We start from the raw sequence: 22,709 nt of genomic DNA on the forward strand, positions 1-22,709 counted from the left end.
CCGCTCGGTGACGGCCCCTGCCCCAGGCCGCCCCGCCTAGTTCCGACGGTAGGCAGGAACCCCGTGCCGCGCCCGTCGTCGTACGGGTGTCATACCGGTGTCATGCGGGTGTCAGTGGAACGTGGAGGCGTAGTACGTCTGCTGGTCCACGTTCTCCACGGTCACGTCTCCGGTGCGTTCCAGGTGGCGGCGCAGGTGGTCGGCGAACCGCAGCGACTCGTCGTTGAACCGGGACACGTCGTAGGCGCACACCACGCGGTGCTCGGCGAGGTGGGCGACCAGGGTGTCGATCATGTCCATGAAGGTGCGGGTGGACCGGCGGTGCGGGTGCACGAGCGTGAACCCGACGTACCAGACTGCGCCGCGGGCGGCGTGCTCGGGGTAGCGGGCGGCGAAGAACTCCGGGCTCACCCAGGGCACGGCGGCGAGGTCGGTCGCGAGCGTGGTCAGCCCGACCGCCTCGCCGTGCTCGTCCCGGGCCAGCAGCTTGGTCACGCGCGGGTCGGTCATCTCGGCGTCGAACTCCTGGCGGTGCAGCACGTGCCGGGCGGCGGCGCGGGTGCGCAGCGGCTCGAAGGCCTCCAGGTACAGGGCCCAGAACCGGTCCGCGACCGCGCCGGAGACCGTCTCGCGCAGGACGACGTCAGCGTCCATGGCCCGGCACCCCCCAGCCGACGCTGCGGTAGGTCGCGACCACCACGGCGCACACGGGCAGCGTCCGGCACGTGATGCCCACGATGCGCCGCCCCTGGGGCCGGTAGGTGCCGCCGCGGGTGGCGGACAGGTCCTCCAGGCTGTGCGTGAGGTCTGCGGAGACCTGCTCGCGCGAGGGGCCCTCGTGCTCGACGAACAGGCCGGCCCCGTCGCCGTCGTCGTGCCGGGACCAGGCGATGCCCGCCCAGGCGTCGTGCCCGGGCAAAGAGGCGTGCGCCCGGGCGTACACGCAGTACAGGGCGTCCCCGTGCCCGCCGCGCAGCTGTCCCGGCCCGTCCACCTCCTGGACGCGGCTGCCGGGCGGGATGATCGAGCTGAGCCGGATGAGGTTGAAGTCGCTCACGCCCGCGCTCGCCAGGGCGGCGTCGAACGCGGCCAGGGTGGTGCGCCCGGTGCCGGTCCCGGCACTGACACGGATGACCAGTGGGTCGGGCCGCGGATCGGTCAGTCGGTCAGTCAGTGGGTCAGTCATGGTGTCCTCGAGGACGGGAGATCGCCGGACTCGCCGAGCCCACCGGTGCGCCCGGCCGCGGCGTCCAGCAGGTCCAGCACGGAACGCAGCACGGCGTCGGGCGCCGCCTGCCCCTTGGTCAGGAACACGGTACGGCCCAGCTGGAGGTCCTTCCGTTCCTGCGTGCCGACCTCGGCACCCGAGTAGACGACCAGCGGCACCCGGCGCAGCCGCCCGTCACGCCGCAGGTCGGCCACCAGCTCCCGCCCGCCCCCGCCGGACACGGTGAGGTCCAGGACCACGAGGTCCGGGTCGGCGCCGTGCGCCAGCGCTCCCCTGGCCTCCTCCACCGAGCGCGCCTGCCGGACGGCGAGACCCCCGTTCTCCAGGACGGTCGCCACCACGCTGCGCAGGTCGTCGTCGTCCTCGACCACGAGGATCCGGCTGTGGTGCGGCTGGCGGCGGATGACGTCCCGGACGGTCTCGATCAGGCGTGCGGGGTCCACGGGCTTGACGAGCCAGTCGTCCGCGAGCGCCGCGGTCTCCAGCACGTCGCCCGGCCGCGTCCCGGACACCACCACGACCGGCACCCCGGCCGTGGCCGCGGACCGTCGCAGCCGGTTGAGCACCTCGGCGCCGCTCGTGCCCGGCATCGCGAGGTCCAGGACGAGCACGTCGGGATGCTCGTCGTCGATGACGTCGAGCACGGCCTGCCCGTCGGTGACGCCCACGACGTCGTACCCGCGTGCCTCCAGGACCGCGCGGAGCACCTCCACGACGTCCGGGTCGTCGTCGGCGACCAGCACCCGGGTCGGTGCCTGGACGCCCTGCTGCCGGGGCTCAGGGGCCCGGCCCGTCTCCGGTGCGGCGCGGCGCAGCGTGAACCGGAAGCTGGATCCGTGCCCCTCGCCCTCGCTGACGGCCCACAACCGCCCGCCGTGCAGCTCCACGATGCTGCGCGCGATCGGCAGCCCGAGCCCGGAGCCACCCCGCTCACGCGTCGTCGAGGCGTCGATCTGCTCGAACCGCCGGAAGACGGCCTCCAGCTTGTCGGGCGGGATGCCGCGTCCCTCGTCCTCGACACGCAGCTCGACGAAGTCCCCCACGGGCACGCTCGTGACGCGCACGGTGCTGCCCGGCGGGGAGAACTTCACCGCGTTGCCCAGCAGGTTGGTCAAGGTCTGCACGATGCGCTCGGCGTCCGCACGGACGACCTCCGTGCTGTGCTGCGGTGCCAGGGTGACGCCGGCCTCGTCGGCCAGGACCGAGACCTGGTCCACCGCGGCGGCCACCAGCTCGCCGACCGGGTGGTCGGCCAGCTCGAGCTGTGTCGTGCCGGCGTCCAGGCGCTCCACGTCCAGGATGTCGTCCACGAGCCGCGCGAGGCGCTCGCTGCTGCCCAGGGCGATGTGGACCATGCGTGCGGCCTGTTCGGGCGCGTCGTGGAACGCTCCACCGTCCAGGAGGCCGAGCGCACCGCGGATGGCGGTCAGCGGGGTGCGCAGCTCGTGGCTCACCACGGACACGAACTCGTCCTTGATGTTCTCCATCTCGCGTCGTTCGGTCACGTCACGGAACGCGACGACCGCGCCGCGGATCCGGCCGTCGTCGCGCAACGGGCTGGCCGTCACCTCGACGGGCACCTCCTTGCCGTCCAGGCGCAGGTAGACGTCCTGCTCGGCCGTGACCGTGATGCCGTCGCGCACCGCCTCGGTGATGTAGCAGTTGTCCGCGGGCAGCCGGGTGCCGTCCTGCGCCGGGGCGTGGAAGGTGGCGTGCGCGTCGCGGCCCACCAGCTCACCGGCGGGCGCACCGAGCGTGTGCGCCGCGGCCGCGTTCACGAACGTCACCCTGCCCTGCAGGTCCACCCCGTAGATCCCGTCGGCCACGGACTCCAGCGTCCGCTCCCGCTCGCTGGCCAGCGAGCGCAGCTGCGCGGTGCGTTCCCGCACCCGCCGCTCCAGCCCGTGCCGCAGGGACTCGTTGTCCACCACCACCAGGATCTGCCGCACCACGACCGCCACGAGCACCGCGACCCACAGCGCGTTCGCCACCCACGGCAGGCCCGCACCACCCTGCGCCTGGGTCACGCGGGTCAGCGCAGCGGCCAGGAACAGGCAGAACGTGACCACCGTGCCCAGCACGGGAGTCCCCTCCCCGGACCGGGTCACGACCGGGGCACCGGAGGCCGCCGGATGGCGCGCGGCCAGGGCGATGGCGAGGTAACCGCCCACCCACCCGGCATCGACCGGGCTGCCGAACGTGAACCCGTCCGTCGCCGACAGCAGAGCGAACGCCACGTCCGCCACCGTGTACAGCACGAACCCGCCACCCACCAGCACCAGCGGCACCCGTTCGGCGGCACTGGACCGCGTCAGCACCTGCACAGCGAGCGTGGCCAGCAGCGCGTCCACCACGGGCAGCGCATACGCCGTGAACGCCGGCTGCGTGGCCTGCGCGACCGGGTCGAGCGCCACGGCGAACAGCGCGATGTACAGCACCGAACCGCCCACCACCACGCTGTCCAGGAGCATCCGCACCAGGTCCTGGCCGCGCGGCCGCACCGCAGGGAACAGCGACAGCCCCACCACCCCGAACAGCAGCGCCGCGATGTAGACGGCGTCACCCGTCTCCGGGTCGCCCGCCAGCCCGGAGTACACGTTCCCGGCCAGCCCCACCACACCACCCAGGGACAGCGCACCCCAGGCACGACGCCGGCGCCCCCTGGACTGCACCGCACGCCAACCGCAGCTCACCGCCGTGACGACACCGGCGGCCGCGAGCGCCACCATCGAGATCTGCTGGCGCACGGACTGCTCCAGCGGCCCGGCCAGCGCCACGACGAACAGCAGGAGCGCCGTGCCGCCGACCCAGCACCAGCGGACGAAGCTCTCCCGTGACCCCTGCGCGGAGCGCGGCGACCCCATACGGCGAGAGTAGGTCAGCCGTGTGGGCCCTGCATTTCACCTTCCGCTTTTCACCTTCCGCTTCTCACTCTGCCCGCGCACCGCGCCCTGACCAGGGACGCGTCAGGTCCACCCGAGCAGGTCCGCGATCTGATCGGGCAGCGTCAACGGGTCGAACGGCTTGGCCAGCACCCCGGCGACCCCGAGCTCCTCGTACCGGCGCCGCTCGGGGGGCTGCACCTTCGCCGTCAGGAAGATGACCGGCACGTCCTGGGTGCGCGGGTTCTCCTGGAGACGGGAGAACGTGGCCGGCCCGTCCATCGCCGGCATCATGACGTCCAGCAGCACCGCGTCCGGGGGGTCTGCCTCGCACGACGCGACCGCCTGGGCACCGTCCGTGGCCACGTCCACGTCCCACCCGGCAACCACCTCCAGGCCGGTCCGGACGACCTCCCGGATCGCCTCCTCGTCGTCGACCACCAGGATCCGTCGGCTCATCGGGCCTCCTCCAGGGCACGCACGTCGGACAGCTTCGGCTTCCGCCCCCTGGACCTGCAGCCAATCCTCCCACCGACCGGGCGCTCGCGGCGGAGGAACACCGGGTGCAGGCCGACGCGCCGGTCATTCCGAGATCCCCGAGGTGGGAGCGGGTACCGTGAGTGCGTGCCGTCCCGCAAGTTTCACAGCCTGCCGAAGCTCACCCTCGACCTGCCCCCGGACTTCGTCCGGCAGGTGCGCACGTTCGCCACGCGCGCGGCGATCGTGGCGGCCGCCGTGCCCGTCACCGCCGCGGTCGCGCTGACCGTCACGGACAAGATCCGGCGGCGCATGCACCCGCTCACGGAGAAGTTCCCCACCGAGAAGCCCCTCACCGAGTACATCGACGAGACCGCCACCACCGTCTACACCTACGGCGCCGACCTGTACGAGGCGATGCTGGAAGCCATCCGCGGCGCCCGCACCTCGGTGATGCTGGAGTCCTACATCTGGAAGGACGACGAGGTCGGGCGGCAGTTCAAGCAGGCCGTCATCGACGCCGCCGACCGTGGTGTCGACGTCTACGTCATCGTGGACGGCTTCGCCAACCTCGTCGTGCCCTACTCGTTCTTCCGCTTCCCGCCGTCGGTGCACGTGCTGCGGTTCCCCGTGCTGCGCCGCGGCATGGCCTACCTGAACGTCCGCACCTCCGGGCGCGACCACCGCAAGATCCTCGTGGTCGACGACGAGATCGGGTTCGTCGGCGGGTACAACATCGGCTCCCTGTACGCCACCCAGTGGCGCGACACCCACGTACGCCTGGCCGGACCGTCCGTGTGGGAGCTGCGCAACGCGTTCGTCGACTTCTGGAACCGGCACCGCAAGCCACGCCACCCCGTGCTGACCGACATCGGGTCGAACACGTGGATGCCGCACCTCAAGGCGGCCCGCAACGCGCCCTCCGAGCTCGTCTTCCCGATCCGCGGCATCTACCTCGACGCCATCGACCGCGCCACCAGCCACGTCTACATCACCCAGGCGTACTTCATCCCCGACCACGACATCCACGCCGCGCTGCTGGCGGCCGCCGCCCGCGGCGTCGACGTCCGCGTCCTGGTACCGCACCGCTCCAACCACGTCGTGGCCGACTGGCTCGCCCGCGGCCAGTACGCCTCCCTGCTGCGCGGCGGCGTCCGCATCTCCCTGTACCAGGGCGCCATGGTGCACGCCAAGACCGCGACCATCGACCGCCGCTGGACCACCATCGGCACCGCCAACATCGACCGGCTCAGCCTCACCGGCAACTACGAGGTCAACCTCGAGATCGTCGACCCCGGCCTGGCCGCCCGCATGGAGGACGTGTTCGCCATGGACCTGTCCAACGCCACCGAGCTCACCCTCGCCCAGTGGGAGGAGCGCGGCACCGTCGCCAAGATCGGCGAGTACCTCCTCATCCCGCTGCGCCCCCTGCTGTAGCACGGGAGCACAGCGGGACCAGGCCGACGGCTCAGACCGTCCTTTCCTCAGGCCGCCAGCGACTCCCCCGCCGTCAGCCGCGCATAGACGTACTGCCCACCGAGCCGCGCCGTGTCCAGCCACCGGCCCGTCAGCATGTGCCCGATGTCGGACAACAGCCCGTCGTGCACCGGGACCACCGTGACCGCCGGAACCGAACGCGCGAAGTCGATCGCCTCCCGCAGCTTCATCCACGGCCCCGACACCGGCACCAGCAGCACGCCGACCTGGCCACCGGGCACCTGCGCGGGCGGCACGAAGGAGTCGCCCGGGTGGTACACGCTGCGCCCGCCGGCCTCGACCAGGTAGGTCACGTTCACCGGCAGGCCAGGCACCTCCGGGTGGATCTCGGCGTGCGCACCCCCGCCCACCGTGACCCGCGCACCGCCGACCTCCAGCACGTCACCGGGCGTCACTGCGTGCAGGCGCTCGCTGGCCGCGCCCGCGGTGGCGAGGTTCTCGATGGCGGACGCCGGCCCCCAGACCTGCGCCGCGGGGGTGGTGCGGAGGTGTTCTGCGACGGCGGCCGGGTCCAGGTGGTCGGCGTGGTCGTGGGTGATCAGCACGGCTGTGGCGCCCGTGAGCGCGCCGGTGTCGCTGAAGGTTCCGGGATCGATGACGACGCGTGCGCCGTCGGGCAGAGCGACCGAGACGCACGCGTGCCCGTGGAAGGTGAGCTGCATGGTGGCAGGCTACGCCCGCCGGGCGGGTGGTGCGGTCAGACGGCGGACCGTGCGGCCCGCCGCTGCGCCAGCTCGTCGCCCTCGACGGCGGGGACGCCGGGCTCGCCCTGCTCGATGGTCTCGGTCGGCATCTGGGACAGGGTGCCCTCGATCTCGCGCCAGACCCGCCCGACGGCGATCCCGAACACGCCCTGACCGCCGGCCACGAGGTCGACGACCTCGTCGGGCGAGGTGCACTCGTACACGCTCGCGCCGTCGGACATGAGGGTGATCTGGGCCAGGTCCTCGACGCCGCGTTCCCGCAGCGCGGTGACGGCGGTGCGGATCTGCTGCAGGGAGACGCCGGTGTCCAGGAGTCTCTTGACGACCTTGAGCACCAGGATGTCGCGGAAGCTGTACAACCGGTGGGTGCCGGACCCGGTGGCGGGCTTGATGCTCGGCTCGACCAGGCCGGTGCGGGCCCAGTAGTCGAGCTGACGGTAGGTGATGCCGGCGATGTGGCACGCCGTGGTGCCGCGGTAGCCGGTCGTGGCGTCCTGCTCCGTCAGGTCCTCACCGAAGAGGAGACCCTGCGCGCCGTGCGGGACCGTAGCGCGTGTGGCTCTCTCACCGCTGGTGTTCACTGTGCCTCCTGGGGTGTCGTGGCCACGCTATGGCGCGTCGTAGGTGATTTCAAAGATGCGCGCCGTGAAACGCCCGGCGTGTCGCGAGTTGTTCCCGGGGCGGGGTGGCGGTCAGCCGTTGCGTCCGGGTCCGGGGCTCCCTCCGCCGGGTGGTCCGAGGAAGTCCTCGGGGGTGACGTGGTCCAGGAAGTCGCGGAAGCGCTCGACCTCGGCCTGCTGGTCGACGTCGACGATCTCGACGCCAGCCAGGGCCACGATCTCGGCCGAGCACAGGACGGGGCTGCCGGTGCGCACGGCCAGCGCGATCGCGTCGGAGGCGCGTGAGTCGAGGTGCACGCCGTTGCTCAGCACGAGCTCGGCGAAGTAGATGCCGCCCTCCAGGGCGACGATCTCGACGCGTTCGAGCACGACGCCCACGGCGCCCAGCACGTCCCGCAGCAGGTCGTGGGTCATGGGCCGCGGGGTGGCCAGGCCGGCCTGCGCCATCGCGATCGCACTGGCCTCACGGGCGCCGATGACGATCGGGACGGCGAGATCGGCGGCACTGTCGAGCAGCAGCACGACGATCTCCTGATCGCGTTGCTGCTGTCGCACACCGAGGATCTCCACGGGAACCATCGGTACGTCGTCCGGCCTCACTCTTTCACCGTACGGCGTCCGGCGGTCGCGCGTCGCGCGCTCGGAGCAATTTTCTGGTCACGTGATGGTCGGCCACATGCCAAAGAAGGGTGAAATCCCGTCTCAGCCGAGGTCGTCGATGCCCTGCCGGATCCAGGCGGCGTGCAGCCGGGTGAACAGCTCGCCCATCTCACCGGCCATGCTGGCCGCGCGGCCCCGCGCGGCGGTGGCCTGCTGGCTGCGCAGCGGGGCCACGACCTGGTCCACCAGCGTGACCTGCCGGTCGGCGGCGGTGCGGAAGGAGCGCAGGTGGCGGGGTTCGATGCCGAACTGCGCCAGGGCCGCGGCGATCCGGACGACGTCGACGGCGCTGGAGCCGAAGGTGCCGCCGGAGGCGGGCAGCAGCCCGGACCGGGCCAGGTCCTGCACGAACTCCTCGGTGACGCCGGCGGCGTCGGCCACGGACCGTGCGGTCCAGCGGCGCCTCGCTGGCGCGCCGACGCCGGCCAGGCGCGGTGCGGGGTGCTCTGCCGAGTCGGGGTCGGCGTCCATCGCGGCCAGGCGTTCCTTGATGGCCTTCAGCGGCATGTAGCTGTCGCGCTGCTCGGTCAGGACGAAGCGCAGGCGTTCGACGTCGGCCTGGCTGTACTGCCGGTAGCCCGAGGGGGTCCGCACGGGCTCGATGAGGCCCTGCTCCTCCAGGAAGCGCAGCTTGGAGTGCGACACGGAGGGGAACTCCTGGCCCAGGGCGCGCAGCACGTCGCTGATGCGCATGGTGGGCTGCCGGGAGATGCCCCGGGGCCAGGGCGCGTCGGCGTCACCCGGGTCCCGGCCCGACGCGGGGTCGGGACCGGGCTCGGGGTCGCGGTGGACGCGTGCGGCGCCGGCCGTCACGGGGCGGGCGTCCCCGCGCCCCACTGCGTCGGCGCCTGCGGGCTGGCGTGGAAGGTGAGGCGGAACTTGCCGATCTGCACCTCGTCGCCCGTGACCAGGGTCGCGGCGTCGATGCGACCGCGGTTGACGTAGGTGCCGTTCAGTGAGCCGATGTCGCGGACGACGAACGAGTCGCCCTCGCGGACGAACTCGGCGTGCTTGCGGGACACGGTGACATCGTCGAGGAAGATGTCGGCCTGCTCGCTGCGCCCCGCGACCGCACGGCCGGTGTCCAGGAGGAAGCGTGCGCCGAATCCCGGGCCGCGCTGCACGATGAGCAGGGCGGAGTGGCGCGGGAGGGCGGCGACGGCTGCGGCTTCTTCCGGGCTCAGTGCCGTGCGGGGCGCCTGCTCGTCGGAGGTCGGGAACGCGATGCGACCCAGGTTGGCCGTGGTATCGGGCCCGACCGGATGGGCGCTGGGGTCCGTCATCAGGTCTCCTCGGGTGCGGGGGTGGGGTGCTGGGATGGGTCCGTCGTACTGCCGTGTACTGCTGTTTCGGGGTCAACGCACGGGGCGCCGCCCAGGTTCCACTCAACCTACCCCGATCGAGATGGAAGCGGGAACCAGGCCAGGGAACCAACCCGGATAAAACTACCCACGTCATGGCGGTTCCGCATGCCAGTTCCGCAAGGTCGTTCCGGGTGCGCCCCGGTCACTGCCCGTCGTCGGGCTCGGCGTGCTCCGGTTCGCCCGGGATGCGTACCGCGTCCACGGTGACCTGGTCGGACGGTGTGGTGGTCGCCTCGCCGCCCTCCTCCCGGATCCGGGGCAGTGCGCCCCCGGGGATCTCCAGGGCGCGGTCGATCGTCTTCGGGTCGCCGATGGCGGTCCACTCGTACGGGGAGGCCACGGCGGCGCCGTCGAGCACGACGCCGCCGCCGGAGTCCACGAAGTAGCTCGTGGTGACCAGCCGGACCCCGTTGACCTCGATCGCCTCGGCGCCGGCGTTGCGCAGCTCCTCCAGCAGGTTGAACAGCACCTGGGCCTCGAGCGGCTTGTCGCCGTCGGCCACGTGGATGTGCACCCCCGGACCCTGAGCGGGCAGCCGGCCCGACAGGATGCCCTCCTGCTGCGCGCGCTGCTGCGCGAGGTCGCGGGCCGCCTGGTCGCGGCCGTCCTCGGACTGCAGGTCGTCGCGGATCTCCTCCAGGTCCGAGACCTCCGCGTCGAGCTGGTCGGCGCGCTGCGTCACCTCGTCCAGGAGCCGCACGAGCTCGTCCTGGCGCAGTCCGCTGAGCTGGTCGCCCGTGGACTGCCCCACCTGGACCGCCAGCGCGAAGCCCAGCAGCAGGCACAGCAGGCCCGCCAGCAGCTCCGAGCGCGTGCCGCGAGGGCGCAGGAGATGGGCCGCGCGCCGCCAGCCGGACGCCGCCGGGGCGGCGCCGGGACGGGAGCCGTCCGGATCGGCGGGCTCGGCAGGCTGGGCGGCCTCTCCAGGCTCGTCCGCCGTCGGGTCCGTCGTGTCAGGCTGATTCGGCTGATCGGCGGTGGGCGTCTCCTCTGGGTCGCCGCTCTCCGTCGCCTGTACCGGGTCCACCGGGTCCTCAGCGGCGTCGTGCGCTGTCGGCGGCCGGCCCGAGGATGCGTCGGACGACGCCGCGTCGGGCGCGTCCGGGGTCTCGTCCGGTGCGCCCGCCGGCTGGTCGGGGGTCTCCCGGTCCTTGCCCGTGCTCACGCTCACGCCTTGAAGATGTGCCGGCGGATGGACGCCGCGTTGGAGAAGATCCGGATGCCCAGCACCACCACGACCGCGGTGGAGAGCTGCCCGCCGACACCGAGCTGGTCGCCCAGGAACACGATGAACGCGGCCACCACGACGTTCGACAGGAACGAGACCAGGAACACCTTGTCGTCGAACATCCCGTCGAGCATGGCCCGGAAGCCACCGAACAGGGCGTCCAGCGCCGCCACCACCGCGATGGGCAGATAGGGCTGCAGCATCAGCGGCACGGTCGGCTGCAGCACCAGACCGGCGACCACCCCGATCACGAGCCCGATGATCGCGATCATCCGTTGTCCTCCTCGGATCCGTCCTGAGCACTGTCCTGGGCACCGTTCCGGGTGCTGTCCTGAGCACGAGGCACGTGCGCGTACCGCAGCGTGGGCGACCCCGCACCGGGCAGGTACATCCCCTCGCTGGTGGTCACCTCGTTCTTGATGTCGTACTCCGCGCTCAGCAGCTGCAGGAACCCCAGCCCCGCCGACCGCGCGAACTCCACCTGCATGTCCTCCGGGTCACCGACAGCCTCGATCGTGTACGTCGGCCCGTTCAGCGGCTGCAGGTCCACCAGGATCGCGTCACCCGCGTTCCGGATCGCCGACAGCGACGTCAGCCGCTGGTCGTTGACCGCCACGGCCTCCGCACCCGCGGCCCAGAGCTCGTTGACCACGAACTGCACGTCCGCGTCCCTCACCCGCGACTCCGCCGGCGCATCACCCGGCTCCACCAGCCCGCCACCCGACCCGTCGGTCAGCCGCACCACCAGGCCCGGACCCCGTACCGCCACCGCACCGTTGACCCACCGGTCCAGCGCGTTGATCTCCAGCAGCGCAGACGGCAGCAGACCATCCACCTGCAGGCCGTCCACCTGGGCACTCAGAGCCGCCGCCCGGTCCGACAACGACTCCACCTGCACGCTGCGCTCGCGGATCTGCTCGATCAGCACCGCACGCCCCCGCGACACCTCCGGCTGCGGCGCTCGCAGGTCCAGCACGGCCACCGTGGTCGCGGCCCCGAGCACGGCGGCCACGAGCGTCATCGACAGCAGGCTCGGCAGGCTGCGCCGCGGGGCTCCCGCCGTCGTCCCGGCCTGCCGGGCGCGCCGCTGCGCCATCTCCGCGTACCCGGGGTCCAGGGGGCGCTCGGTGACCTCGCGCAGGAGCGTCATCGACTCGTCCGGACGGCGGCCCGGGGAACGGCCCGGTGCCGCCGGTCCGCTCATGCCCCCGCCGCCAGCCTGCGCACCTGCGCGACGTACTGCAGGCCCGCCAGCCAGTACAGGCCCACGCCCCACCACGTGAACGCCCAGCCCACCACGTGCGCGACCGCACCCAGCCAGCCCGGCACCTCGGCGAGCAGCAGCAGCGGGAACGCGTACAGCAGCGCGAACGTCGCCACCTTGCCCACCATGCTCACGTTCAGCGTGCCGTACCCGAGCCGGGCCAGCACCGGCACCGTCAGGGCCAGCAGCACGTCCCGCGCCACGATCGCCACCACCAGCCACAGCGGCACCACCTCGCGCCACGCCAGACCGATCAGGGTCACGAAGATGAACAGCCGGTCCGCCAGCGGGTCGAGCATCTGCCCGAGCCGGGTCACCTGGTTCAGCCGCCGGGCCAGCACACCGTCGAGCCAGTCCGTCACACCGGAGACCGCGAGCACCAGCAACGCCCAACCGTCCTCGCCCACCACGATCAGCCAGGCGAAGACCGGCACGAGCGCCAGCCGCACCAGGCTGATCACGTTGGGTACGGTCAGGACCCGGGAGCTCATCTCCGCCCCAGTGGACACGCAAAACCGCCCTTGCTCACGCCGGTTCGTCTCGGCCGCCATCCTACGGGGCAGGCGTTGCGTATACGCACTGGCACGCCGCAGGCCCCCGGATCCGGCCTGACGTGCGGCTCCGCACCCGCGTGCCGCACGTCACGCCCCCTACCTCTGTGCCGAAGCACCCCGCAACCGATAGGGTGGTGACACATCCCCTTGGAGTTCGTCGTCTTCCCGTGTGCGCACACACCGTGCGACAGGCCCGCAGCCCTGCTGCGGGGAAGGTGTTTTCGGGAGCGAGCGACGCGAGGGCCCTCACCTCGGCCCTGACTCCCTCCGACGACGAACGGTGCACCACTGCATGTCTCTCGACACCCATGACCTGATCGCGCCCACCGAGCACGACACGGCCCCCGACACGGGCCACGACGCCGACCAGGCCACCGCCGCGACGACCGGCGACGACACGGCCCCCGAGGCCACCACCAGCACGCCCGCGACCACCGAGCCCACCGGCCCGACCTTCGCGAGCCTCGACCTGCCCGCGACCCTCATGGCCGCCATCGACGAGCTCGGCTTCGTCACCCCCTCGGCCATCCAGGCCCGCGCCATCCCCGAGCTCCTGGCCGGCCGCGACATCACCGGCGTCGCCCAGACCGGAACCGGCAAGACCGCCGCCTTCGGCCTCCCGCTCCTCGCCGCCGTCGACCCCGCCCTGCGCAAGGTCCAGGCCCTCGTCCTGACCCCCACGCGCGAGCTCGCCATGCAGGTCGCCGACGCCATCGAGTCGTTCGCCAGCAAGATGGACGACGTCCGCGTGCTGCCCGTCTACGGCGGCGCCCCCTACGTACCCCAGCAGCGCGCCCTGCGCGACGGCGTCCACGTCGTCGTCGGCACCCCCGGCCGCATCAAGGACCACCTCGAGCGCGGCGCCCTGCGCCTGGAGGACATCCGCTTCCTCGTCCTCGACGAGGCCGACGAGATGCTCCGCATGGGCTTCGCCGAGGACGTCGAGGAGATCTTCGGCCAGGCACCCGCCGAGCGCCAGGTCGCCCTCTTCTCCGCCACCATGCCCCCGGCCATCCGCAAGGTCGCCGACCAGCACCTCACCGACCCGGTCCAGATCGCCGTCGCCCGGCAGTCGTCCACCGTCACCGCGGTGCGCCAGACCTACGCCGTCGTGCCCTTCCGTCACAAGGTCGGCTCCCTCGCCCGCGTCCTGGCCACCTCCGACGCCGACGCCGCCATCGTCTTCACCCGCACCCGCGGCGCGGCCGAGGACGTCGGCTCCGCCCTCATCGAGAAGGGCATCTCCGCCGCCACCATCTCCGGCGACGTCGCCCAGAAGGAACGCGAGAAGATCGTCGAGCGCCTTCGCTCCGGCGCCCTCGACGTCCTCGTCGCCACCGACGTCGCCGCCCGCGGCCTCGACGTCGACCGCATCGGCCTGGTCGTCAACTTCGACGTCCCCGGCGAGCCCGAGGCCTACGTCCACCGCATCGGCCGCACCGGCCGCGCCGGACGCACCGGCGAGGCCCTCACCTTCGTCACCCCCCACGAGCGCGGCAAGCTCCGCTCCATCGAGCGCACCATCCGCACCCAGCTCGAAGAAGTAGACATCCCCTCCCCCAAGGACGTCTCCGCCCACCAGGTCAAGCGCACCCTCGACAAGGTCGCCGCCCGCCGCGAGGCAGGCCGTCTCGACATGTACACCGAGATGATCCGCACCTACGTCCAGGACAACGACGTCGACCCCATCGACGTCGCCGCCGCCATGGCGGCGCTCGCGGTCGGTGACGACGGGCCCCGGGCCCGCGCCGAGCAGGAGGAGTACGAGCGCGAGCGGGCCGAGGCCAAGGCCGCTGCCGCCCGGCGCAGCACCCGCGACGGCGACCGGCACGACCGCACCTCGCGGGGCCGGTCCGAGGGCGAGCGCGGCATCCGCCGTCCCGCCCGCGGCACGCGGTACCGCATCGCCGTCGGTCACACGCACGGCGTGCAGCCGGGCGGGATCGTCGGTGCGCTGACCGGCGAGGGCGGCATCACGGGCGCCGACGTCGGCAAGATCGACATCTTCGGCAGCTTCTCGCTGGTGGACATCACCGCACCGCTCGACAACGAGGCGCTCGACCGGCTGGCCCGTGCCCGCGTGGCCGGCAAGCCGCTGCGCATCACGCTCGACCGCGGCGCCCCGCGCGGTGGCGAGCGTGGCCCGCGCGGCGGTGGCGACCACCGCCGCCCGGACGGCGACCGCGGCCCGCGTGGCCGCTCCGCCCACTGGGAGGCCCGCAGCACCCGCTGACCCCACGCGAACGAGAGACGGCCGGCACATCCTCAGGATGTGCCGGCCGTTCTGTCTCGCCGCGGTTCCTACCTCGCGGGGTCGTGGCCGGGTTCCGGAGCCTCGCCGAGCTCCGCGATGAGGGCCACCAGCCGGCGGGCCTCCGCCATGGCGTGCTCGCCGTCGGCGCGCTGGATGCCCATGACGGCGAGCACGTCGCCGTCGGACAGGTCGAGGTGCACCCACGGATCGTTGGGACCGAACCGGACGGTCACGATCTCGGGCCAGGAGAGGCGCCGGCTGGAGGCGTAGTTGACCACGGTCAGGCCGTCCGGGTCCGGCACGGCGCGCACCGCGCCGAACCGCCAGGCGATCACGGCGCCCAGCAGACCGAACACGATGATCGCGATGCGGTTCGCGGTGTCCGCGCCCTGACCGGTCGCCGCCAGCGCGACGAACGTGCACCCGCCGGCCGACAGCAGCGCGAGCCCGTACGCCACGGGCGTGCCGAACCGGCCGCGGAACACGCGGAAGCGCTCGGCTCCCCCGTCCACCCCGTTGCCGGCCCGCGCACCCATGACGCCTACAGCCGCGAGGCGTGGATGGACGTGACGATGATGGCCCGCGCACCCACGCCGTACAGGGCGTCCATGATCCGGTTCGTCTCCCGGCGCGGGACCATGACCCGGACCGCGCACGCGTCGCTGTGGTGCTGTGCCGACACCGTGGGCGACTCCTTGCCGGGCGTGATGGCCACGGCCTCCTCCAGCCGGGAGGCGGGCACCACGTAGTCCATGAGCACGTACTCCCGGGCGGTGATCACACCCTCCAGCCGGCGGGTCAGGATGTCCAGGCCGGCCGGGGGCTCGGTGTCCGACCGCCGGATCAGCACGGCCTCCGACCGCAGGATCGGCTCGCCGAAGACCTCCAGGCCCGCGGCCCGCAGCGTGGTGCCGGTCTCCACGACGTCGGCGATCACGTCCGCGACGCCGAGGCGCACGCTCGACTCCACGGCACCGTCCAGGTGCACGATCGCGGCGGGCTCCACGCCCTGCTTCGCCAGGTGCTGCGCCACGAGCGTCGTGTACGACGACGCCACGCGGCGCCCCGCGATCTGCGCGATCTCGGTCACGGGTTCGGTCTCGCCGGGCCCGGCGGGTGCCGCGTACCGGAAGGTGGACCGCGCGAAGCCCAGGCCGAGGTGCTCGACGGCGTCGGCACCCGAGTCGAGCATCAGGTCACGACCGGTGATGCCGACGTCGACCGTGCCCGTGCCCACGTAGACCGCGACGTCGCGGGGGCGCAGGAAGAAGAACTCGACGTCGTTCTCGGGGTCGGCGAGCACCAGCTCGCGGGTGTCGCGGCGCTGGCGGTAGCCCGCCTCACGCAGCATCTCGGAGGCGGGGCCCGACAGGGCGCCCTTGTTGGGGACTGCGATGCGCAGCATGTGGTGTTCCTCTCTGGGTGTACGTCGGACCTGCGGACCCGGGTCTCCCGGCGCCGGCCCGACCGGTGGGGTCGAGCGGCGCCGAGGCCGGGTCACAGATGCGTGTACACGTCCTCGAGGGTCAGGCCCTTGGCCACCATCAGGACCTGCAGGTGGTACAGGAGCTGCGAGATCTCCTCGGCGGTCTCCGTGTCCGACTGGTACTCGGCGGCCATCCACACCTCGGCGGCCTCCTCCACGACCTTCTTGCCGATCGCATGGACGCCCGCGTCCAGCTGGGCCACGGTGCCCGAACCCGCGGGGCGGGTCTGGGCCTTCTCGGTCAGCTCGGCGAACAGGGTCTCGAAGGTCTTCACGACCCCAGCCTAGTCGGGCGACGGGGGCGCCACCGGCCGCCGTCCCACGTTCTGGCCATGTCGCGACTATGGCGAGGGCCACTCCGCGGGCAGCGTGCCGTCGTCCGCGGGCGTCAGCACGCCCTGGTACGGGGTGATCAGGTGGAAGCCGACGTCGTCGCCCGGCTCCTCGCCCGAGGCGGCGGACAGGAGCACGAGGACCGTGCCGTCCTCGTCCGCGAGACCGGACGCCGGGTCCAGCGGGTCACCGCCCGGGTGAGCGTCGCCGCTGCAGGTCTCCGGCGTCGAGACCACGGCGATCCGCTCGCCGGCCGTGACGTCGAGCTCCGGCTGCGGCTCGCCCCGGCCGGGCGGCGGGTCGGGCCGCTCCAGCACCTGCACCACGTCGACGAGCCAGCGCTGGGACTCCACGCCGTACATCAGCACCGTGTCGTCGTCCCGCGCCACGACCGTCCCGCGCAGCACAGCGCCCGCGTCGGCCGCGGCCTCCTCCGGGGTGCCGAACCGCACCCAGTCCACGCAGGCCACGGCCGGCGGCTCCGGGCTGGTCACGGGACGCCCGTCGCCTCCCCCGGTCGCACTCTCCGTCGCGGCCCGGGGCTGCGCTCCCCCGGCCGGCTGCGCCGCGGCGCAGCCGGCCAGTCCACCGGTCGTGACCAGAACGAGCGCAACGGTTGCGACCGTCGCCGTCCGCCGGGGTCGTGGAACCGCCGGCACCATGTGAGCCGCAGCAGGCGGCCCGCCCGAGATTCTCATGTCCCGTATGTGTGGCGAGCCGCCGGCTCTTTGCTGGTTGTGGTGACGTCTTTTGAACCTGGGGTTGCTGATTGAGACGCTTGGCACACTATTTATTCAGGAGTGCACGACACGACCCAGGTCCCGCAGCACGACCGCCGTGGCGAGCGCTGCCTCCGCCGCCTCCGCCCCCTTGTCCTCGTGCGAGCCCTCGAGGCCTGCCCGGTCCAGCGCCTGGGCCTCGTCGTCGCACGTCAGCACACCGAAGCCCACCGGGACCCCCGTGCGGACGCTCACGTCCGTCAGGCCCGACGTCGCGGCCGAGCAGACGTACTCGAAGTGCGGCGTGCCACCGCGGATCACCACACCGAGCGCGACCACCGCGTCCGCTCCCCCGGCCGCCGCACGGGACGCCGCCACCGGCAGCTCGAACGAACCCGGTACCCGCACCTCGGTCCAGTCCGCGCCCGCTGCGACCAGTGCCCGGCGGGCCCCGGCCAGCAGCCCGTCCATGACCTGCTCGTGCCAGCTCGCCGCCACCACCACGACCCGCAGGCCCGTCCCGTCAACTGTCACGCTCGGTGCTCCGACGCCGCTCATGCGCATGCTCCTTCGTCCTGGTTGTCGATCTCGTCGTACTGGTTCTGGTCCAGGCGGTCGATGCGGTGGCCCAGCACCGTCCGCTTGGTCTCCAGGTACCGGTGGTTGTGCACGCCCCGGCCGACCACCAGGCTGCGGCGCCCGGCCACGGTCGTGCCCGCGGCGCGCAGCCCGGTCACCTTCTCCGGGTTGTTCGTCAGCAGGGTCACGTCGTCGAGCCCGAGGTCGGCCAGGATCGCCGACGCCGCCCCGTACTCGCGTGCGTCGACCGGCAGCCCCAGGTCCACGTTGGCCTCCACGGTGTCCCGGCCGGTGTCCTGGAGGGCGTAGGCCTGGATCTTCGCGGCCAGGCCGATCCCCCGGCCCTCGTGGCCCCGCAGGTACACCACGGCACCGCCCTCGGCGGCCACCGCCGCCAGCGACGCCTCCAGCTGCGGGCCGCAGTCGCACCGCAGCGATCCCAGCCCGTCGCCGGTCAGGCACTCGGAGTGCACGCGCACCAGGCGCCCGTGCGCGCCGGGCGTTGTACCCGTCGTCGCCGGGCCGGGCAGGCGGGCCGGCGTCAGGGCGAGGTGCTCCGCGCCCGAGTGCAGGTCGTGATAGGCCACGACCCGGAAGTCCCCGAACCGCGTGGGCAGCGCTGCCTGCGCGACCCGCCGGACCCGGCCGGCCGGCGCAGGCGGAGACGACGGGGCGACGTCGGCGGCGGGGTCGTGGGCCAGACGCCACGCGACCAGGTCCGCCACCGTGAGCACCACGAGGCCCGTCTGCCGGGCGAGCTCCTCGGCCTCGGGCAGACGCATCACCGCGCCGTCGTCCCGGACGAGCTCGGCGATCGCGCCCACCTCGCCGAGGCTCGCCTGCGGTCCGCCGGCGAGCCGCACCAGGTCCACGGCGGCCTCCGTGTGCCCCGTACGCTCCAGCACGCCGCCGGGCCGCGCCCGCAGCGGCAGCACGTGACCGGGCCGGATCAGGTCCCGGGGGCCGGTGGCAGGGTCGCCCAGCACCCGCAGGGTACGCGCGCGGTCCGCGGCGGAGATCCCCGTGGTCACGCCCGTCGCGGCGTCCACCGACACCGTGTACGCCGTCGTCCTCGGGTCCTCGCTGCGCTCGACCATCAGCGGCAGACCCAGCGCGTCCGCCCGGTCCGCGGGCATCGGGGCGCACAGGTAGCCGGACGAGTGCCGCACCGTCCAGGCCACCCACTCGGGCGTGGCCGTGCTCGCAGCGAGCACCACGTCGACCTCGTTCTCCCGCCCGGCGTCGTCAGCCACCAGCACCGGGCGGCCCGCGGCCAGCTCGGCGAGAGCCTGCTCCACCGGCCCCCGTGCGACGTCCACCGCCCCTGCCGTGGGCCGCAGCGCCCCGCTCATCGCCCGGCTCCGGTCGTCGCACCGGCCGGCGTCCCGGTCCCGGCGGCCACGTCCGCCGCCCCACCCGGGACACCGCCGACCGCACCAGCCGCCAGGAGCCGCTCCACGTACTTGGCGAGCACGTCGACCTCCACGTTCACGACGTCGCCCGGGGCCAGCCCGCCGAGCGTGGTCGCGGCGAGCGTGGTGGGGATGAGCGACACCCCGAAGCCCTCGTCGGACACCCACGTGACCGTCAGCGAGACCCCGGACAGGGCGATCGAGCCCTTCTCGGCGACGTAGCGAGTCAGCGCCGCCGGCGCGGTGAACGCCAGGTCGTCCCAGCGCGGCCCGGGCGTGCGCCGGGCGAGCGTCGCCACGCCGTCCACATGGCCCTGGACCACGTGACCACCCAGGCGGCCGTGGGCCGGCAGGGCCCGCTCCAGGTTCACCCGGTCCCCGGGGGCGAGGGCGCCGAGGGACGTACGGCGCAGCGTCTCGGGCATCACCTCGGCCACGAAGGCGCCGTCGGCCACCGACGTGACGGTCAGGCACACGCCGTCGACGGCGATCGAGTCACCCGGGCGGGCGTCCGACGTGGCGAGCGGGCCGGCGACGGTCAGGACGGCGTCCGGCGCCGGCCCGCCGCCGGGGTCGCCGTCGGGCCGGACCAGCGAGACGACGGAGCCGAGCTCCTCGACGATTCCGGTGAACATCAGATCTCCTCCTCGGTGTGCCCGCCGAGGCGGCCGGCCGTACCGGGCCGGGCCCCTGCGGGGTCGGTACGACGGGCGACGAGCAGCATGTCGTCGCCCAGCCGCGTGACGTCGTGGGTGGTGAAGCGTGCGGCCTCGCCGATCGTGGTGACCCCCAGGTCGTTGACGGCAGGGGAACCCGCACCGAGCAGCACAGGGGCCACGTACGCGTGCAGCTCGTCGACGGCGTCCGCGGCCAGGAGGGCGGTCGCCAGGGCGGGGCCGCCCTCCACGAGCAGGTGCCGCACCTCGCGCCCGCCCAGCTCCCGGAGCGCGGCGTCGAGGTCGTGGGTCGCCAGGTGCAGCAGGGGGCCGCCCGGACCGCGCAGGCGGGCTCCGTCGGGCACCGTGCGATGGCCGACGACGACCCGGAGAGGCTGGTGCTCGAAGAGGCTCCCGTCCACGGTGCGGGCCGTGAGAGCCGGGTCGTCGACCGCCACCGTCCCCGTGCCGACGGCGATCGCGTCCACCTGGGCGCGGACCGCGTGCGCGTGGGCGCGGGCAGCCGCCCCGGTGATCCAGCGGCTGGTGCCGTCGGCCGCGGCGACGCGTCCGTCGAGCGACGTCGCGAGCTTGAGCGTCACGTACGGCCGCCCCGTGCGCACGGCGCGCAGCCACGGACGCAGCAGCTCCTCCCCCGCCGCGGCGAGCAGGCCCGTGGCGACCGGGATGCCCGCGGCCCGCAGGCGCCCGGCGCCGCCCGTGGCCACGGGGTTGGGGTCCTCGACCGCCACGTGCACGGCGGCCACGCCGGCCTCGATCAGGGCGTCCGCGCAGGGTCCGGTGCGGCCGTGGTGGGCGCAGGGTTCCAGCGTCACGACCGCCGTCGTACCCCGGGGGTCGACGCCGCCCGCCCGGGCGGCCGCCAGCGCGGCGGCCTCGGCGTGGGGCGTCCCGGCTCCGCGGTGGAAGCCCTCGGCGACGGTGCGGCCTGCGGCGTCCAGGAGCACGCAGCCGACGCGCGGGTTGGGGCCGTGGGCGGGGCCCTGCGCGGCGAGGTCGAGGGCCCGGCGCATCGCGGCTTCCAGGATGCGGGCGTCCGGCCCGGCCGGGCCCCGGTCCGGTGCGGAGGCCACGGGCGGCGCGGCACGTGGGCCGGTGGGCGCGGTCGAGCTGTTCTGCGACTGGGTCATGCCGTCCTTCCCGAGCGTCGGCGCTCCGGGGTCGGACGACGGGTACGCGGACGAGGACCGGACCGGTCCCGCCCGCGCGTACGGCGTCACGGCGCCGCACGTCCGCAGGACGGCCGACGCCGCACGTGCTTCCTCCCATCCGGACTTTCACCGTCGGTCCTGGAGTTCCACCAGGTCAACCGGATCCCTCCCGAAGGAACGACCCGGGTCGCGGACTGTCACCGCCGGCTCGGAATTTCACCGACCCCGGAGCACGTGTGTGCGTACTGCTGATCGCCAGCATGCCACACCTCGCGCGGCACGCGATCATGGCCTGCGTCACAGGGACGCCGGCCGCCTTGCCACCGGGGCTTCTCCCCTGGGCCCGCCTGGCCGTCGGGGTGGGTACGGCGCGCTTGGCACACTATTTTCTTCTCGGCAGGCACAACCTTGCGTGCCAGTCCCGTCACGCCTCAGTGGATGTGCTTGCTCGCGAGCTCGCGCAGCGTCGCGATCTCCGCCGGGATGTCCTGGGCCCCGTACACCGCCGAGCCCGCCACGAAGACGTTCGCGCCGGCGTCGGCCGCGCGCTCGATCGTGTCGCGCGACACTCCCCCGTCCACCTGGATCCACACGTCCAGCCCGGACTCGCTCACGGCCTCGCGTGCACGCCGGATCTTGGGCAGGGTGCCCTCGATGAACGACTGGCCGCCGAAGCCGGGCTCCACGGTCATCACCAGGATCATGTCGATCTCGGCGAGCAGGTCCAGGAACGGCTCCACCGGGGTGGCCGGCCGCAGCGCGACGCCCGCGCGCGACCCCAGCCGCCGCAGCTCGCGCGCCAGGCGCACGGGCGCCTGCGCGGCCTCCGCGTGGAACGTGACCGACGCCGCCCCCGCCTCGGCGAACGCCGGCGCCCACCGGTCGGGGTTCTCGATCATGAGGTGGGCGTCGAGCGGCACCGGCGACACCTTCGCGAGCCGTTCGAAGACCGGCAGCCCCAGCGTCAGGTTGGGCACGAAGTGGTTGTCCATGACGTCGACGTGGGCGTAGTCGGCGTCGGCGATCCGCCCGAGGTCGCGCTCGAGGTTCGCGAAGTCGGCGGACAGGATGCTGGGGGCGATGAGGGCTGCCATGATGCCAAGCCTAGGGCGCGCAGCCCGCTGCCACGCGCCGCGCGCCACCGACGGACCGGGAGCGACGATGATCCCCGAGGTGAACTACTGGGCTGTTGTGGTGGCCACGCTGTCCACGCTGGTCGTGGGCTCGGTCTGGTACACGCCGAAGGTGTTCGGCACCCGCTGGATGCGGCTCGCCCGGGTCGACCCGAAGGCGGCGCAGGCCGCGGGCATCTGGCCCATCGTCGTGACGGTGCTGGTCAGCTTCCTGACCGCCTGGGTGCTGGCCGGTGCGGTCTACATCTCGTGGGAGTTCTACCAGGGCGGCTTCCTCTCCGCGGCCGTGGTGACCGGCGTGCTGCTCTGGATCGGGTTCACGGCGGCGCGGATGATCACGCACGACGCCTTCGAGGGCCGCCCGCCGGCCCTGACCACCCTGAACCTCGCGCACGAGCTGGTCACGGTGCTGGTCATGGCCGTGATCATCGGGGTATGGCCGCCGGCGGGCGTCTGACCACCACGGCCTGGCCACGGCCGGGGCGGG

25 protein-coding genes and 1 riboswitch are annotated in these 22,709 nt (G+C 73.3%); of the genes, 3 read left to right on the top strand and 22 right to left on the bottom strand.

Going from position 1 to position 22,709, the window contains the following annotated elements; all coding sequences use genetic code 11:
• Window positions 1–111: 111 nt before the first annotated feature.
• The 4 genes from ACO229_RS09060 to ACO229_RS09075 all read right to left on the bottom strand — a co-directional run bounded on the left by ACO229_RS09060 (window position 112) and on the right by ACO229_RS09075 (window position 4,569).
• Window positions 112–654, bottom strand: a complete 543-nt coding sequence (locus ACO229_RS09060) for a hypothetical protein (protein ID WP_397430288.1) — start codon at window positions 652–654, stop codon at window positions 112–114.
• Window positions 644–1,186, bottom strand: coding sequence for a pyruvoyl-dependent arginine decarboxylase (locus ACO229_RS09065; RefSeq protein WP_423464631.1), 543 nt, complete (start codon window positions 1,184–1,186; stop codon window positions 644–646). Before ACO229_RS09065 ends, ACO229_RS09060 begins: the two co-directional genes overlap by 11 nt.
• Entirely contained in the window at window positions 1,183–4,092 is a 2,910-nt protein-coding gene (locus ACO229_RS09070; protein ID WP_423464633.1) for a hybrid sensor histidine kinase/response regulator, read from the bottom strand. The genes ACO229_RS09065 and ACO229_RS09070 overlap by 4 nt, the downstream gene beginning before the upstream one ends.
• Window positions 4,093–4,194: 102 nt before the next feature.
• Complete coding sequence (locus ACO229_RS09075) at window positions 4,195–4,569, bottom strand: response regulator (RefSeq protein ID WP_423464634.1); 375 nt, start codon at window positions 4,567–4,569, stop codon at window positions 4,195–4,197.
• A gap of 165 nt (window positions 4,570–4,734) precedes the next feature.
• Here ACO229_RS09075 and ACO229_RS09080 point away from each other — a divergent pair, with 165 nt between their 5' ends.
• The gene (locus ACO229_RS09080) at window positions 4,735–6,024 is read left to right on the top strand and encodes a phospholipase D-like domain-containing protein (RefSeq protein WP_423464635.1); all 1,290 of its coding nucleotides are present in this window, start codon (window positions 4,735–4,737) and stop codon (window positions 6,022–6,024) included.
• A 47-nt stretch (window positions 6,025–6,071) separates the two neighbouring features.
• Here the strand turns inward: ACO229_RS09080 and ACO229_RS09085 are convergent, their stop codons facing one another.
• The 9 genes from ACO229_RS09085 to ACO229_RS09125 all read right to left on the bottom strand — a co-directional run bounded on the left by ACO229_RS09085 (window position 6,072) and on the right by ACO229_RS09125 (window position 12,415).
• The gene (locus ACO229_RS09085) at window positions 6,072–6,746 is read right to left on the bottom strand and encodes an MBL fold metallo-hydrolase (RefSeq protein WP_423464636.1); all 675 of its coding nucleotides are present in this window, start codon (window positions 6,744–6,746) and stop codon (window positions 6,072–6,074) included.
• Window positions 6,747–6,781: 35 nt separating this feature from the next.
• Complete coding sequence (locus ACO229_RS09090; protein ID WP_119145523.1) at window positions 6,782–7,369, bottom strand: MerR family transcriptional regulator; 588 nt, start codon at window positions 7,367–7,369, stop codon at window positions 6,782–6,784.
• 111 nt (window positions 7,370–7,480) lie between these two features.
• The gene (locus ACO229_RS09095) at window positions 7,481–7,987 is read right to left on the bottom strand and encodes a bifunctional nuclease family protein (protein ID WP_397417541.1); all 507 of its coding nucleotides are present in this window, start codon (window positions 7,985–7,987) and stop codon (window positions 7,481–7,483) included.
• A 123-nt stretch (window positions 7,988–8,110) separates the two neighbouring features.
• The gene (locus ACO229_RS09100; RefSeq protein ID WP_397430283.1) at window positions 8,111–8,881 is read right to left on the bottom strand and encodes a MerR family transcriptional regulator; all 771 of its coding nucleotides are present in this window, start codon (window positions 8,879–8,881) and stop codon (window positions 8,111–8,113) included.
• Window positions 8,878–9,351 carry an FHA domain-containing protein gene (locus tag ACO229_RS09105; RefSeq protein ID WP_397417362.1) on the bottom strand — a complete coding sequence of 158 codons (474 nt, stop codon included), beginning with the start codon at window positions 9,349–9,351 and terminating at the stop codon, window positions 8,878–8,880. Before ACO229_RS09105 ends, ACO229_RS09100 begins: the two co-directional genes overlap by 4 nt.
• A gap of 223 nt (window positions 9,352–9,574) precedes the next feature.
• Complete coding sequence (locus ACO229_RS09110) at window positions 9,575–10,603, bottom strand: DUF881 domain-containing protein (protein WP_423464639.1); 1,029 nt, start codon at window positions 10,601–10,603, stop codon at window positions 9,575–9,577.
• On the bottom strand, window positions 10,600–10,932 hold the full coding sequence (locus ACO229_RS09115) for a small basic family protein (RefSeq protein ID WP_397417357.1): 333 nt from the start codon (window positions 10,930–10,932) through the stop codon (window positions 10,600–10,602). Before ACO229_RS09115 ends, ACO229_RS09110 begins: the two co-directional genes overlap by 4 nt.
• Window positions 10,929–11,864, bottom strand: coding sequence for a DUF881 domain-containing protein (locus ACO229_RS09120; protein WP_397430281.1), 936 nt, complete (start codon window positions 11,862–11,864; stop codon window positions 10,929–10,931). Before ACO229_RS09120 ends, ACO229_RS09115 begins: the two co-directional genes overlap by 4 nt.
• Window positions 11,861–12,415 carry a CDP-alcohol phosphatidyltransferase family protein gene (locus ACO229_RS09125; RefSeq protein WP_397417353.1) on the bottom strand — a complete coding sequence of 185 codons (555 nt, stop codon included), beginning with the start codon at window positions 12,413–12,415 and terminating at the stop codon, window positions 11,861–11,863. The genes ACO229_RS09120 and ACO229_RS09125 overlap by 4 nt, the downstream gene beginning before the upstream one ends.
• A gap of 355 nt (window positions 12,416–12,770) precedes the next feature.
• Between ACO229_RS09125 and ACO229_RS09130 the strand changes: the two genes are divergently transcribed.
• Window positions 12,771–14,711: a DEAD/DEAH box helicase gene (locus ACO229_RS09130; RefSeq protein ID WP_397417350.1), complete on the top strand. Its 1,941-nt coding sequence runs from the start codon at window positions 12,771–12,773 to the stop codon at window positions 14,709–14,711.
• A 68-nt stretch (window positions 14,712–14,779) separates the two neighbouring features.
• On the opposite strand, the gene ACO229_RS09135 is transcribed toward ACO229_RS09130, so the two are convergent.
• From ACO229_RS09135 to rpe, 9 genes are all read right to left on the bottom strand, one after another.
• Window positions 14,780–15,268, bottom strand: coding sequence for a PH domain-containing protein (locus ACO229_RS09135; protein ID WP_397417347.1), 489 nt, complete (start codon window positions 15,266–15,268; stop codon window positions 14,780–14,782).
• A gap of 5 nt (window positions 15,269–15,273) precedes the next feature.
• Window positions 15,274–16,137, bottom strand: coding sequence for an ATP phosphoribosyltransferase (gene hisG, locus ACO229_RS09140; protein WP_397417345.1), 864 nt, complete (start codon window positions 16,135–16,137; stop codon window positions 15,274–15,276).
• Between the two features lie 92 nt (window positions 16,138–16,229).
• Entirely contained in the window at window positions 16,230–16,493 is a 264-nt protein-coding gene (locus tag ACO229_RS09145; RefSeq protein WP_397430278.1) for a phosphoribosyl-ATP diphosphatase, read from the bottom strand.
• A 66-nt stretch (window positions 16,494–16,559) separates the two neighbouring features.
• Complete coding sequence (locus ACO229_RS09150; protein ID WP_423464640.1) at window positions 16,560–17,045, bottom strand: hypothetical protein; 486 nt, start codon at window positions 17,043–17,045, stop codon at window positions 16,560–16,562.
• A 300-nt stretch (window positions 17,046–17,345) separates the two neighbouring features.
• Complete coding sequence (gene ribH / locus ACO229_RS09155) at window positions 17,346–17,828, bottom strand: 6,7-dimethyl-8-ribityllumazine synthase (RefSeq protein WP_423464641.1); 483 nt, start codon at window positions 17,826–17,828, stop codon at window positions 17,346–17,348.
• Window positions 17,825–19,201 carry a 3,4-dihydroxy-2-butanone-4-phosphate synthase gene (gene ribB, locus ACO229_RS09160; RefSeq protein ID WP_423464642.1) on the bottom strand — a complete coding sequence of 459 codons (1,377 nt, stop codon included), beginning with the start codon at window positions 19,199–19,201 and terminating at the stop codon, window positions 17,825–17,827. The genes ribH and ribB overlap by 4 nt, the downstream gene beginning before the upstream one ends.
• Window positions 19,198–19,896, bottom strand: coding sequence for a riboflavin synthase (locus tag ACO229_RS09165; protein ID WP_423464644.1), 699 nt, complete (start codon window positions 19,894–19,896; stop codon window positions 19,198–19,200). The genes ribB and ACO229_RS09165 overlap by 4 nt, the downstream gene beginning before the upstream one ends.
• A complete protein-coding gene (gene ribD / locus ACO229_RS09170; RefSeq protein WP_423464645.1) occupies window positions 19,896–21,068 on the bottom strand; it encodes a bifunctional diaminohydroxyphosphoribosylaminopyrimidine deaminase/5-amino-6-(5-phosphoribosylamino)uracil reductase RibD in 1,173 nt (390 codons plus the stop codon). The genes ACO229_RS09165 and ribD overlap by 1 nt, the downstream gene beginning before the upstream one ends.
• Before the next feature lie 121 nt (window positions 21,069–21,189).
• A riboswitch (FMN riboswitch) is annotated at window positions 21,190–21,327 on the bottom strand.
• Between the two features lie 193 nt (window positions 21,328–21,520).
• Complete coding sequence (gene rpe / locus ACO229_RS09175) at window positions 21,521–22,183, bottom strand: ribulose-phosphate 3-epimerase (protein ID WP_423464646.1); 663 nt, start codon at window positions 22,181–22,183, stop codon at window positions 21,521–21,523.
• A gap of 67 nt (window positions 22,184–22,250) precedes the next feature.
• Between rpe and ACO229_RS09180 the strand changes: the two genes are divergently transcribed.
• Window positions 22,251–22,679, top strand: coding sequence for a DUF1761 domain-containing protein (locus tag ACO229_RS09180; RefSeq protein WP_423464648.1), 429 nt, complete (start codon window positions 22,251–22,253; stop codon window positions 22,677–22,679).
• Window positions 22,680–22,709: the final 30 nt, after the last annotated feature.

This window comes from Promicromonospora sp. MS192 (assembly GCF_049532985.1).
Classification (GTDB): domain Bacteria; phylum Actinomycetota; class Actinomycetes; order Actinomycetales; family Cellulomonadaceae; genus Promicromonospora.

Excerpts from the sequence above, each read along its gene's own strand:
- ACO229_RS09060 (WP_397430288.1), bottom strand. The coding sequence starts at position 654 with ATGGACGCTGACGTCGTCCTGCGCGAGACGGTCTCCGGCGCGGTCGCG.
- ACO229_RS09065 (WP_423464631.1), bottom strand. The coding sequence starts at position 1,186 with ATGACTGACCCACTGACTGACCGACTGACCGATCCGCGGCCCGACCCA.
- ACO229_RS09070 (WP_423464633.1), bottom strand. The coding sequence starts at position 4,092 with ATGGGGTCGCCGCGCTCCGCGCAGGGGTCACGGGAGAGCTTCGTCCGC.
- ACO229_RS09075 (WP_423464634.1), bottom strand. The coding sequence starts at position 4,569 with ATGAGCCGACGGATCCTGGTGGTCGACGACGAGGAGGCGATCCGGGAG.
- ACO229_RS09085 (WP_423464636.1), bottom strand. The coding sequence starts at position 6,746 with ATGCAGCTCACCTTCCACGGGCACGCGTGCGTCTCGGTCGCTCTGCCC.
- ACO229_RS09095 (WP_397417541.1), bottom strand. The coding sequence starts at position 7,987 with ATGGTTCCCGTGGAGATCCTCGGTGTGCGACAGCAGCAACGCGATCAG.
- ACO229_RS09105 (WP_397417362.1), bottom strand. The coding sequence starts at position 9,351 with ATGACGGACCCCAGCGCCCATCCGGTCGGGCCCGATACCACGGCCAAC.
- ACO229_RS09115 (WP_397417357.1), bottom strand. The coding sequence starts at position 10,932 with ATGATCGCGATCATCGGGCTCGTGATCGGGGTGGTCGCCGGTCTGGTG.
- ACO229_RS09120 (WP_397430281.1), bottom strand. The coding sequence starts at position 11,864 with ATGAGCGGACCGGCGGCACCGGGCCGTTCCCCGGGCCGCCGTCCGGAC.
- ACO229_RS09125 (WP_397417353.1), bottom strand. The coding sequence starts at position 12,415 with ATGAGCTCCCGGGTCCTGACCGTACCCAACGTGATCAGCCTGGTGCGG.
- ACO229_RS09130 (WP_397417350.1), top strand. The coding sequence starts at position 12,771 with ATGTCTCTCGACACCCATGACCTGATCGCGCCCACCGAGCACGACACG.
- ACO229_RS09135 (WP_397417347.1), bottom strand. The coding sequence starts at position 15,268 with ATGGGTGCGCGGGCCGGCAACGGGGTGGACGGGGGAGCCGAGCGCTTC.
- hisG (WP_397417345.1), bottom strand. The coding sequence starts at position 16,137 with ATGCTGCGCATCGCAGTCCCCAACAAGGGCGCCCTGTCGGGCCCCGCC.
- ribH (WP_423464641.1), bottom strand. The coding sequence starts at position 17,828 with ATGAGCGGCGTCGGAGCACCGAGCGTGACAGTTGACGGGACGGGCCTG.
- ribB (WP_423464642.1), bottom strand. The coding sequence starts at position 19,201 with ATGAGCGGGGCGCTGCGGCCCACGGCAGGGGCGGTGGACGTCGCACGG.
- ACO229_RS09165 (WP_423464644.1), bottom strand. The coding sequence starts at position 19,896 with ATGTTCACCGGAATCGTCGAGGAGCTCGGCTCCGTCGTCTCGCTGGTC.
- ribD (WP_423464645.1), bottom strand. The coding sequence starts at position 21,068 with ATGACCCAGTCGCAGAACAGCTCGACCGCGCCCACCGGCCCACGTGCC.
- rpe (WP_423464646.1), bottom strand. The coding sequence starts at position 22,183 with ATGGCAGCCCTCATCGCCCCCAGCATCCTGTCCGCCGACTTCGCGAAC.
- ACO229_RS09180 (WP_423464648.1), top strand. The coding sequence starts at position 22,251 with ATGATCCCCGAGGTGAACTACTGGGCTGTTGTGGTGGCCACGCTGTCC.